We start from the raw sequence: 11153 nt of genomic DNA on the forward strand, positions 1-11153 counted from the left end.
TTCGGCCCATGCCCCTCAGCGGGCGCGTGGGCCGTCCGGGTCCCCCGGACGGCCCACCCGGCTCCCCCGTTCGCACTACAGCGTTCGCGCGCGTGTGCGGTTGTTCCTAGCGTTCCGATCACCGGGGTGCATTTCCGGCACTGGCGGAACAGGTCCGCGTGCGGCCCCTCGGGGACCGGAGGAACCACCATGCGTGCGATACGCGTCGCTTCCGCCGCACTGCTGGGCGTCGGCGCCCTCGCCCTGTCCGCTCCGGCCATCCTCGCGAACGACGGCGGTGAGGAGGGACGGGGCGGCGGCCGTGACGCCACACCCTTCGGTTTCCGCGTCACGCCGTCCACGGTCGCGGCGGGCGGCCGGGTCAGCTTCCACCTGGACCGCGGCGACGGCTGCCGGGGCACCGCGACGGTCGCCTCCAGCCTCTTCGACACGATCCGGATTCCGGCTGGGCAGGACTCGGGGACGGCCACCGTCGGCCGGGGTGTGCGGTCGCAGGGCTCGTACCGGGTGACGTTCGACTGCGACGGGACCAGCAGATCGACCGAACTCGCCGTCTCGGAGGGCGGCTCGGACGGGCGCGGTGACGGGCGGGCGGACGAGCAGAGCGGCGGCCGCACCGGCGGGGACACGGGCGGCCGGACCGACGGGGACACCGGCGGGCGAACGTACAGCGACAGCGGTGGAACCAGCGCCCGCGGCCAGGAACTCAATCCGCAGCCCCTGCCCCCCTCGCGAGGGGTGCGGGCCGGTGAGGGCGGCAGCTTCGACGGGTTCGACCTGAAGGAGATCGGGCTCGGCGCGGCTCTCGTGCTGGGTTCGGTCGGCACCGCGTACCGCCGCGCGCAGGGCCGCACCGGCGAGGACGGCACCTGACCCGCCCCGGTGACCGGCTCCCGGCGACGGGCCACGGCGACGCGGGGCCCGCGGTACCCCGGCCCCCGGAGGGACCGGGGGCACCGGCCGCACCAGGGGCCGAGCGGTCAGAACCTCTTCTCGTGCCGACGGCGCAGCCAGAACCCGCAGCCGGCCAGCACCGCCGCGCCCACCAGGCCGCCGCCGATGGCCATGTCGGCCTGGGTGGCCCCGCTGGTGGTGCTGCCGCCCAGACCGCCGTGCACCCCTCCGAGCACCGCGAAGGCGGCCGGCCTGGTCAGGGTCCGGCCGTCGCAGCGGACGGTGAGGTCGTACGGGCCGGGCCGGGCGTCCCGGTCGATGGTGGCGACACCGCGCGCCATCTCCCCACCGAACGGGTACAGCGAGGTCGTCCGGAAGGCCCGCGAGCTCATGACGCCGCCACGGCAGCCGTTGACGGTGACGGTGAGCCGGGCCCCGCTCGCGATCGCCCTGGGCTGCGCGACGATGTTGCGTACGCCGTCGCCGCCCCGGCACCGGAAGTCGTTGTCCAGTCCGTCGTCGCCCGGGCCGCCGAATTCGTCGCCGAGCCCGTCGTCCCCGCGTCCGCCCGGGACGCGGTCGCAACCCCGGCCGTCCCCGCCCCGGCCGCCGAAGTTGTCCCGTCCGTTGAAGTTTTCCCGTCCGTTGAAGTTTTCCCGTCCGTTGAAGTTGTCCCGTCCGTTGAAGTTGTCCCGTCCGTTGAAGTTGTCCCGTCCGTTGACGTTGTCCCGCCCGTTGAAGCCGCCGACTCCGCCGACGACGACCCCCGGGACCGCGGGGATCGCCGGGACCGCGGCTCCGGGAGCGACGCCGACTCCGGGAGCGACGCCGACCCCCGGGTTGACGCCGACTCCGCCGACCACCGGGGCCTGGGTGTTGGCCGGGCCGCCGCCGTTGCCCATACCGTCTGCGACGGCCACGGGGGCGGCGACCCCGAGAAGGGCGACCACGGTGCACGCGGCCGCCAGCGCACGTGAGTTTCGCATCTCTTCCTCCGCGGAAGGCGCCCCGGGAACCGTCCCCGGTCGATCGGCGAGAAAGCACCTCCCGAACAGACCCTCAGATGCCGGGAACACGCCCGCATTTCGAGAATGGTCCGTACTGGTGAGGAGACACGCCGACGGAAAAGCACACAATCGGATATTGCCGCAGGTCACGGACCGTCAGAAAAAACCTGGGAACGGCAACTCGGATGGCGCACCGCGACCGCCGCGGGCCACCCGTTCGCCCGTCGCCCCGTCGCCGCCCGTGCGCACGGGACTTAGCGTTTTCCCATGCGCGATACGGACGCGGCGACGGCCGCGGCGAAAGGGGATGGCGAATGTCTGCGTCCGAACTCTCCGAGGTGGCAGAAGAGGAGGAGCGGCGGAGGAAGCGTGCCCCCTGGGGCGTGATAGCGCTTGTTCTGCTGACCGGTCTGGCGCTCATCCGGAACGGTTCGGGAGAGTTCGACGCCGGACCGCCGCAGCCGGCCTCGGCCGCCGCCCCGGACAGCCGTACCACGGTCCCGGGTACCTTCGCCACGGCGCCCTCGCCCCTGCCGTTCTCCGCGGCGAACCGGATCAGGATCCCCGCGATCCGGGTGGACGCGCCCGTGATGGCGGTGGGCCTGGACACGGACGGCTGGGTCGCGGCCCCGCCGCCGGACGACCCGAACCTGGCCGGCTGGTTCACCGGGGGTGTCTCGCCCGGGGAGAAGGGCACGTCCGTGATCGTCGGCCATGTCGACAACACCAAGGGCCCGGCGGTCTTCTACGGACTGGGTTCCCTGAAGAAGGGGAACCGGGTCGAGGTCGGCCGGGTCGACGGCAGCACCGCGGTGTTCGAGATCTACGGCATCGAGGTGTTCGCGAAGGCCAGTTTCCCGGGCGACCGGGTCTACGGGTCCAAGGGCACACCGGAGTTGCGGGTGATCACCTGCGGCGGCGGTTTCTCCAAGCAGAACGGCTATGACGGGAACGTGGTGGTCTTCGCCCGCCTGGTCGAGGTCCGCTGAGGACGCGCGACCGGGCGGGCGGCGGCCCGTTCAGGTGCGCCGGCGCGGCACGGTCAGGTGGTAGCCCTCGTCCAGCAGGTAGGGCAAGTACTCGCGCAGTGCGCTGACGCTCTGCGAGCGGTCGCCCCCGGCGTCGTGGGAGAGGACGACGACACCGGGGGCGGCGCCGCTCTCGACGATGTCGACGATGGTGCGGGTGCCCGGGGTCGTCCAGTCGGTGCTGTCGACGGTCCAGGCCATCGGCTCCATGCCCATCTTGGCGCCGAGCTGGAAGGCCACCTTGTTCCAGGCTCCGTAGGGCGCGCGGAACCACTGCGGGCGTTCGCCGTAGGTGTCCTGGATGGCGTCGCTGGTGCTCTCCATCTCGTCGCGGATCTCGGCCCGGTCCAGGGTGGTGAGCAGCGGATGCGTCCAGGTGTGGTTGCCCACGACATGGCCCTCCTCGGCCATCCGTGCCACCAGCTCCCGGTTCTCCACGATGCACTCCCCGCACAGGAAGAACATCGCCCGCACGTCGTACTTGGCGAGGGTGTCCAGGATGTGCGGGGTGTAGTTCGGGTTGGGGCCGTCGTCGAAGGTCAGCATCATCTGCCGGCCTTCTTCGGAGATCTTCAGGATGGGTTCCTTGCGCACCTTGAGCTTGCGCGGCTTGGTGCGCGGCGGGCCGTAGCCGGTGAGCGGCTGGAGCCGGAAGGCGGACGACCTGAGCGCCTGGCGGGCCTCGGGCCCGGCAGCCGGGGCGGCCTGGTGGGCCGCCCCCTCGCCGCCGCCCGCCACGACGATCCCGGCGGTGCCCGCGGCTCCCAGGGCGGCGGCGCCGGCGAGCAGCAGCCGGCGCCGGGTGAACAACTGATCCTTCTGCATGATCCATCAGTCGCCCGGCAGAGCTGCGGCCCACCACTTCGACACCGGTGCGGCGGGCTGAAAACACCCGCACGGACCAGCGGGCGGAGGTTTCGGAAAGAAACGGTCAAGCAGGGCGCGGGACGGCGAGTCGCCGGAGGGAGCGGCCCTCAGCGGCGACGGACCAGGGGGAAGGGCAGCGTCTCCCGGATGGTCAGGCCGGTGAGGAACATGACCATCCGGTCGACGCCGATGCCGAGCCCGCCGGTGGGCGGCATGGCGTATTCGAGGGCGGCGAGGAAGTCCTCGTCGAGTTCCATCGCCTCGGGGTCCCCGCCGGCGGCGAGCAGCGACTGGGCGGTGAGCCGGCGGCGCTGTTCGACGGGATCGGTCAGTTCGGAGTAGGCGGTGCCGAGTTCGGTGCCGAAGGCGACCAGGTCCCAGCGTTCGGCGAGCCGCGGGTCGGCACGGTGCTGCCGGGTGAGCGGACAGACGCCGGTCGGGAAGTCCTTGTAGAAGGTGGGCAGCTCGGTGCGCTCCTCGACCAGGCGCTCGTACATCTCCAGTACGACGTCCGCGGGACCGTCGTCGGGGGTGTACGGCACTCCGGTGCGGTCGCAGTGCCGGTGCAGCCGCAGCAGTTCGGTGCCGGGGCCGATCTCCTCGCCCAGTGCCTCGGACACGGCCTCGTACACGGTCCTGACCGGCCAGGTCCCCGAGATGTCGTACTCCCGTCCGTCCCTGCGCACCACCGGGGAGCCGAGGGCGGCGGTGGCGGCGCCCTGGATCAGTTCGCGGGCGAGGTCGAGCATCACGTCGTAGTCGGCGTGCGCCTGGTAGGCCTCCAGCATGGTGAACTCGGGGTTGTGCTTGTGGGAGACGCCCTCGTTGCGGAAGGCGCGGCCGAGTTCGAAGACCTTCTCCAGGCCGCCGACGCACAGTCGTTTCAGGTACAGCTCGGGGGCGATGCGCAGATGGAGGTCGAGGTCGTAGGCGTTGATGTGGGTGATGAAGGGGCGGGCGTTGGCGCCGCCGTGGATCTGCTGGAGCATCGGGGTCTCGACCTCCAGGTAGCCACGGTCCAGCAGGCCCTGGCGCAGTGCCTGTACGGCGGCGGAACGGACGCGGAGCACGGACCGGGCGGCGGGGCTGGTGGCGAGGTCGAGGTAGCGGCGGCGGACCTTCGCCTCGGGGTCGGCGAGGCCGCGGTACTTGTCGGGCAGCGGGCGCAGGCACTTGGCGGTGAGCTGCCAGTCGGTGACGAAGACGGTCGGCTCGCCCCGGTCGCTGCGGCCGGCGCGGCCGGTGGCGGTGATCCGGTCGCCGATGTCGGTGTCGGTTCTGAACCGGTCGAGGGCGGAGGGGCAGGTGTCTCGGGTGAGGGCGAGCTGGCGGTCGCCGGACCAGTCGCGCAGCACGGCGAAGAGGATGCCGCCGAAGTCGCGGACCAGCATGACCCGCCCGGCGACGGTGGCCGTCTCGCCGTCGCGGACCTCGGCGAGGGCGCGGATCGGGGTACCGGCCGCCACCGGGTAGGGGTCGACCCCGGCCGCCCGCAGCCGTTCCAGTGTGCGGCGCCGGACCCGGAACTGGTCCGGCAGTCCGGTGTCCTGGGCGCCGGCCCCGGCCTCGCCCCCTCCGACGGGACCGGGCACCGGCGCGGACCGCGGCCCCTCGACGGGACGCGGTCCGGCCTTCGGGTGCCCTTTTCCCCAGAGTTTGCGCAGGGACGGTACGGAGACGAAGCCTTCGGCGATTCCGGAGGCGAGGCCGACGCGGGCCAGCGAGCCGGCGTCGCCGTAGCAGAGGAAGCGCGGGTACCACTCGGGGCGGTACTTGGCGTTGGAGCGGTACAGGGCCTCCAGCTGCCACCAGCGCGAGAAGAACAGCAGCAGCCGGCGCCACAGCCGCAGCACCGGTCCGGCGCCGATGCGGGCGCCCTCCTCGAAGACCGAGCGGAAGGCCGCGAAGTTCAACGAGATCCGGCGCACGCCCAGTCGGGGGGCGGCGGCGCACAGGTCGGCGACCATGAACTCCATGACCCCGTTGGGGGCGGCGCGGTCCCGGCGCATCAGGTCGAGGGAGATGCCGTCACCGCCCCAGGGCACGAAGGAGAGCAGGGCGAGGAGCCGGCCGTCCTCGGCCAGCGCCTCGACGAGCAGGCAGTCGCCGTCGGCGGGGTCGCCGAGCCGGTCCAGGGCCATGGAGAAGCCGCGTTCGGTCTCGGTGTCGCGCCAGGCGTCGGCCCTGTCGACGATCTCCTCCATCTCCGTCTCGGTGAGTGCGGCGTGGCGGCGGATCCGGGTGGTGGCGCCGGCCCGGCGGACGCGGTTGACGGCCTGCCGGGTGACCCGCATCTCCCGGCCGCCCAGGTCGAAGTCGGCGACGTGCAGGATCGCCTCGTCGCCGAGTTGCAGGGCGCCGAGCCCGGCGCGTACGTAGGCCTTGGCGCCGTCCTCGGAGGCGCCCATCACCGCGGGCACCCAGGCGTGCCGGCGGGCCACGTCCAGCCAGGCGGCGATGGCGTGCGGCCAGGCCTCCTGGTCGCCGACGGGGTCGCCGCTGGCCAGGCAGACGCCGGCCTCGACGCGGTGGGTGACGGCGGCCTTGCCGCTGGGTGAGAAGACCACGGCCTTGTCGCGGCGGGTGGCGAAGTAGCCGAGGGAGTCCCGGTCGCCGTAGGCCGTGAGGAGGGCGCGGATACGGCTCTCCTCGTCGCCGTGCAGGGCCGCTTCCAGGCGCTGTGAACGGAACAGGGTGGCGGCGGCGTTGAGCAGCGCCAGGGCGCCGAAGAGGCCGAGCAGGAAGGCGACGAAGCGGGGCGGGCGGCCGCCGTAGCTGTAGCCGGAGACCAGGCCGCCGCAGACCCGGTCGGCGGCGTAGGCCAGGTGCTGGCCGTGCGGGAGCGAACCGGGGAAGAGCGAGACCAGGCCCCAGCCGGCCAGGATCGCCAGCAGCAGGCCGACGAGGAGGACGGCGAGGGCGCGGCGGACCGCGGCCCGGCGGGAGGCGGCGTAGAACTCCCCTCTGGCCACGATCAGCAGGGCGAGGGCGAGCCCGCAGACCAGCAGTGAGCTGAACGAGTACCAGTCGAAGCCGAAGGCGACGATCAGGACGTCCGTCAGCACCAGCAGGCCGAGGTAGACCACCAGCAGCCACCAGGCGACCTTCTTGCGGGCCGCGGTGGCGCCGCCGAGCAGGAACAGGAAGACGGCGTAGGCGAGGTTGGGGCTGACCGGCACCACGACGGCGTCTATGAAGTGCACAACGGGTCGGAGCAGGACGCGCAGCGGGGCGATGAAGGAGAGCAGGGCGCACAGCAGGGCCAGGGCACCGAAGAAGGACCCGAAGGCCTCCGGCACCCAGTACGCCCGCCCGGCGGCGGGCGGGCGTATCCGGCCCGCCGGGTCCCTGCCCGTGGCGGGCTGCACGGCCGCGCTCATGTTCCGACTGTAGGAAGGGCGCGCCCGGCGCGCCCGTCGAGCGGCCCCGGGCTGCCTGCGGACCTGCGCGTTCCGATAGCCTCTGACCGTGGCGGAACAACACCGGTTCGAGCGGGGCACGGACGGGCCCAAGGTCATCGTGGTCGGCGTGGACGGCTCCGACTCCTCACTGCGCGCGCTCTCCTACGCCGGCGGTCTGGCCCGGCGGCAGCGCGCGCTGCTGGCCGTGGTGTACGTGCAGCCGGTGCTCGCGGCGGGGGCGGTGCTCGGGGCGCCGGTGGCGGAGACCACCGACGAGATCGCGGAGGACCTGATGAAGCAGGTCAGGGACGCGGCCGAGCGGGTCAAGGGGATATTCGAGGTGCGCTGGGAGTTCCACACGTTCCGCGGCGACGCCTACAACGGGATGGTGAAGGCGGCGGACGAACTGAAGGCGGACGCGGTCGTCGTGGGCTCGTCCGAGCAGGCGGGGCACCGGTTCATCGGGTCTGTGGCGATCCGTCTGGTGAAGGCGGGACGGTGGCCGGTGACGGTCGTTCCGTAGCGGGTTCCCGGGGCAGCAGCAGGGGGGTCGCCAGCAGCAGCACGCCCGCGAGTGCGATGGCGGTGCGGGGTCCGGTGAGGCTCGCCAGCAGGCCCCACAGGGCCGTCAGGGCGGCCGTGGTGGCCTTGCCGGTGATCGACCAGGCGGACAGGGTGCGGGCGATCCGGTCGTCCGGGATGTGCTCGAGACGGCGGGTGGCGTACACCGGGCTGTAGACGGCCGAGCAGGTGATCACCCCGAACTCCAGGACCATCACCAGCACCAGTCCGGCCGGTCCGGGGCGGACGAGGGCCAGTCCGACGGGCCAGACGGCGCGCAGGGTGGCGGCGGCGCGCAGCACACGCAGCTGTCCGTGGCGGGCGACCAGCGGGCGGGCCAGCCGGGCGCCGAGGAGGCCGCCGAGGCAGGGCACGGCGAAGGCGAGGCCGTACTGCCAGGGGGTGAAGCCGAGCCGGCCGAGCATGAGGACGGCCAGGGGTGGGGCGGCGACCATGATCAGAGCGTTGCCCGCGAGGTTGTTGAAGAACAGCGGCCGCAGGACGGGGCTGCTGAGGATGTGCCGCCAGCCGTGCAGCAGGTCGGCGGCGCGCAGGCGGTCCCCGCCGGTGCGCCCGGGGCGGGCCTCGCCGGCGCCGACGGCCCGGATGCCGAGCGCGGAGAGCAGGAAGCTGACGGCGTTCGCCGTCACCGTGGTGACGGGTCCGAACAGGCCGATCGCGGCGCCGCCGAGGGGTGGTCCGAGGACCAGTGCGGTCCAGTTCGTGGACTCGAAGCGGGCGTTCGCGGTGAGCAGCCGGTCGGCGGGCACCAGTCCTTTCAGGAAGGCACCGGAGGCCGCGTTGAAGGTGATGTCGGCGGCCGCCGTGACGACGGACACGAGCAGCATCTGGCCGAGTCCGAGGAGACCGAGCGCGTAGGCGGCGGGCACGGTCAGCAGCGCGCCGCACCTGACCAGGTCCATCGCCATCATCACGGGCCGCTTGCGCCGGAACTCCACCCACGGTCCGAGCGGCACCGCCGCGAGCGCGCCCACGGCGGGTCCGGAGGCGGCGAGCAGCGCCACCTCGGCGGAGCCCGCGTGCAGCGCGACGACGGCGATCACCGAGAACGCGTCGAAGGCCAGATAGGTGCCGAGCGCACTCACCGAGTACGCGGCCCACAGCCACCCGAACCGCCGTCCCATGTACAACCTCCCGTTGACCCGGGACATGAAAACGTGCAGGTGGCCGCGGAATCAAACAACTGGCGGCCGGGCTGCCACAACCATCGGTTGTACTGTGTGGGGGTGGACCTCACAGCGGTGCGCACCTTCGTCACGGTGGCCGAGTCGGGGCAGTTCCAGGAGGCCGCGGCGGTGCTGGCGGTCACCCAGCAGGCCGTCTCCAAGCGGATCGCCGCGCTGGAGCGCGAGCTGGGCGTGCGGCTGTTCATCCGTACCGCCCGGGGTGCCGACCTGACCGTGGACGGCCGCACCTTCCTGCCGCACGCCCGTGAGCTGCTGCTGGCCGCGGATCGGGCGGCGGCATCCGTACGGCCGGGGCGGCGGGCACTGCGGGTCGACGTGATCGGCGCCCGGCTCGCCCCCGCGGCGCTGCTGCGCGGCTTCCACGAGGCGCATCCGGGGATCGCCCTGGACGTCGTCACCCTCTTCGACGTGGACTCGGCGCTCACCGCTCTGCGCTCCGGTTCGGTGGACGCGTCCTTCCGCGCCGTCGCCATGCCCGGCCGCCCGCTGCCGCGGGGCGTCGAGTCGGTCCGGGTGTACGACGAGCCGGTCCAGTTGCTCACCGGCCCCGGGCACGTCCTGGCCGGCCGCCGCTCGGTCACCCCCGGGGAGCTGGCCGGGCACCGGATCTGGATGCCGGGCATCGTGGACGGGACCGAGTGGGCCGCGTACTACGCCTCGCTCGCCGCCGAGTTCGGCCTCACCATCGACGCCTCGGGCCCCAACTTCTCCGGGGCGCTGCAGGACGCGCTCGCCGGCTCCGGCAGTCTGGCGACCCTGGTCAGCGAGCGCACCGAGCTGGCCTGGCCGGACGGTCACGGACTGCGCCGCATCCCGCTGGCCGACCCGACCCCCGTCTACCCGCACTCCCTGGTGTGGACCACCGCCAACCCGCACCCGGGGCTGGTCGCCCTGCGCACCCATCTCACAGCCACCCGGCCGCCGGGCACCGCGGCGCGGACCTGGACGCCGGGCTGGGCCGAGACCGTGCGTGGCGTCTTCCGTCCGTGACGCCGCTGAGCCATCATGATCGGCCGTCAGCCGTTCGCGATCGGCGAAGAAGTGAGGCACATGGCCAGGCTCCGCATGGGCGAAGGAATTCTCCGTCGCAAACCCATCGAACACATCGAGGAAACGGAGGTCACCGAGGGCGCACGGCTCGACCGATCGCTCGGGCTGCTGCAGCTGACCGCGATCGGCGTGGGCGGCATCATCGGCGCGGGTATCTTCACCCTGGCCGGCACGGTGGCCAACGAGACGGCGGGGCCCGCGGTGCTGGTCTCGTTCCTGATCGCCGGTGTGGCGAGCGCGTGCGCGGCGCTGTCGTACGCGGAGTTCGCCGGGCTGATCCCCAAGGCGGGGTCGGCGTACACGTACGGCTACGCGGTGCTCGGTGAGTTCGCGGGCTGGTTCATCGGCTGGGACCTGCTGCTCGAGTACACGGCGATCGTGGCGGTGGTGGCGATCGGCATCTCGGGCTACTTCAGTTTCCTGGTCGAGCAGATGGGCGCGAACCTGCCGCACTGGATGCTCGGTGCCCCCGGGACCGGCGCCGGGCACCGCGTCGACCTGTTCGCCGCCGTCCTGTGTCTGCTGATCGCGTACCTGCTCAACCAGGGCATCCGCAGCGCTGCCCGCTTCGAGACGTTCGTGGTCGTACTGAAGGTGCTGGTGGTGCTGCTGGTGGTCGGTGTCGGCGTGTTCCACATCACCACGGCCAACTACCACCCCTTCTTCCCGTTCGGCGTCACCGGGGCGTTCACGGGCGCGGCCACCGTGTTCTTCGCCGTCTTCGGGTACGACGCGATGTCGACGGCGGCCGAGGAGTCGAAGGACGCGCAACGGCACATGCCGAAGGCGATCATCTACTCGCTGGCGATCTCGATGGTGCTGTACGTGGCGGCCTGTCTGGTCCTGACGGGCATGCAGAACTACAAGGACATCGACCCGGAGAGCGGCTTCTCGACGGCGTTCAAGTCGGTGGGTCTGAGCGGGCTCGCGGACGTGATCGCGGTGGGCGCGATCATCGGCATCCTCACGGTGATGTTTACCTTCATGCTCGGTGTCACCCGGGTCTGGTTCTCGATGTCCCGGGACGGGCTGCTGCCCGCCTGGTTCGCGAAGACGCACCGACGCGGCACGTGCCGACCCGGGTGACATATGTGCGCACCTGGACTCGAACCCGTCTTCTGCGAGGCGCCGGCCAGC

General features: G+C 72.4%; 8 protein-coding genes and 1 pseudogene. 5 read left to right on the forward strand and 4 right to left on the reverse strand.

The features are described from left to right. Window positions 1-189 precede the first annotated feature (189 nt). On the forward strand, window positions 190-873 hold the full coding sequence (locus ABZ646_RS28875; protein WP_360524936.1) for a hypothetical protein: 684 nt from the start codon (window positions 190-192) through the stop codon (window positions 871-873). Between the two features lie 107 nt (window positions 874-980). Here the strand turns inward: ABZ646_RS28875 and ABZ646_RS28880 are convergent, their stop codons facing one another. After that, window positions 981-1880 carry a hypothetical protein gene (locus ABZ646_RS28880; RefSeq protein ID WP_360524939.1) on the reverse strand — a complete coding sequence of 300 codons (900 nt, stop codon included), beginning with the start codon at window positions 1878-1880 and terminating at the stop codon, window positions 981-983. Window positions 1881-2215: 335 nt separating this feature from the next. Between ABZ646_RS28880 and ABZ646_RS28885 the strand changes: the two genes are divergently transcribed. Further along, the gene (locus ABZ646_RS28885) at window positions 2216-2890 is read left to right on the forward strand and encodes a class F sortase (protein ID WP_360524942.1); all 675 of its coding nucleotides are present in this window, start codon (window positions 2216-2218) and stop codon (window positions 2888-2890) included. A 30-nt stretch (window positions 2891-2920) separates the two neighbouring features. On the opposite strand, the gene ABZ646_RS28890 is transcribed toward ABZ646_RS28885, so the two are convergent. Further along, entirely contained in the window at window positions 2921-3754 is an 834-nt protein-coding gene (locus ABZ646_RS28890) for a polysaccharide deacetylase family protein (protein ID WP_360524945.1), read from the reverse strand. A 149-nt stretch (window positions 3755-3903) separates the two neighbouring features. Then, window positions 3904-7176, reverse strand: coding sequence for a bifunctional lysylphosphatidylglycerol synthetase/lysine--tRNA ligase LysX (gene lysX, locus ABZ646_RS28895; RefSeq protein WP_360524948.1), 3273 nt, complete (start codon window positions 7174-7176; stop codon window positions 3904-3906). An 82-nt stretch (window positions 7177-7258) separates the two neighbouring features. Between lysX and ABZ646_RS28900 the strand changes: the two genes are divergently transcribed. Then, window positions 7259-7720: a universal stress protein gene (locus tag ABZ646_RS28900; RefSeq protein WP_360524957.1), complete on the forward strand. Its 462-nt coding sequence runs from the start codon at window positions 7259-7261 to the stop codon at window positions 7718-7720. On the opposite strand, the gene ABZ646_RS28905 is transcribed toward ABZ646_RS28900, so the two are convergent. Further along, entirely contained in the window at window positions 7656-8903 is a 1248-nt protein-coding gene (locus ABZ646_RS28905; protein ID WP_360524951.1) for an MFS transporter, read from the reverse strand. The genes ABZ646_RS28900 and ABZ646_RS28905 overlap by 65 nt on opposite strands. Before the next feature lie 102 nt (window positions 8904-9005). Here ABZ646_RS28905 and ABZ646_RS28910 point away from each other — a divergent pair, with 102 nt between their 5' ends. Then, window positions 9006-9956 carry a LysR family transcriptional regulator gene (locus ABZ646_RS28910; protein ID WP_360524954.1) on the forward strand — a complete coding sequence of 317 codons (951 nt, stop codon included), beginning with the start codon at window positions 9006-9008 and terminating at the stop codon, window positions 9954-9956. Between the two features lie 60 nt (window positions 9957-10016). Further along, a pseudogene (locus tag ABZ646_RS28915) lies at window positions 10017-11153 on the forward strand (amino acid permease); the annotation flags it as partial.

It is taken from the genome of Streptomyces sp. NPDC007162 (assembly GCF_040634175.1).
Taxonomy (GTDB): Bacteria; Actinomycetota; Actinomycetes; order Streptomycetales; family Streptomycetaceae; genus Streptomyces.

Coding starts and splice junctions, on each gene's coding strand:
- ABZ646_RS28905 (WP_360524951.1), bottom strand. CDS start 8,903: ATGGGACGGCGGTTCGGGTGGCTGTGGGCCGCGTACTCGGTGAGTGCG.
- ABZ646_RS28875 (WP_360524936.1), top strand. CDS start 190: ATGCGTGCGATACGCGTCGCTTCCGCCGCACTGCTGGGCGTCGGCGCC.
- ABZ646_RS28890 (WP_360524945.1), bottom strand. CDS start 3,754: ATGCAGAAGGATCAGTTGTTCACCCGGCGCCGGCTGCTGCTCGCCGGC.
- ABZ646_RS28880 (WP_360524939.1), bottom strand. CDS start 1,880: ATGCGAAACTCACGTGCGCTGGCGGCCGCGTGCACCGTGGTCGCCCTT.
- lysX (WP_360524948.1), bottom strand. CDS start 7,176: ATGAGCGCGGCCGTGCAGCCCGCCACGGGCAGGGACCCGGCGGGCCGG.
- ABZ646_RS28885 (WP_360524942.1), top strand. CDS start 2,216: ATGTCTGCGTCCGAACTCTCCGAGGTGGCAGAAGAGGAGGAGCGGCGG.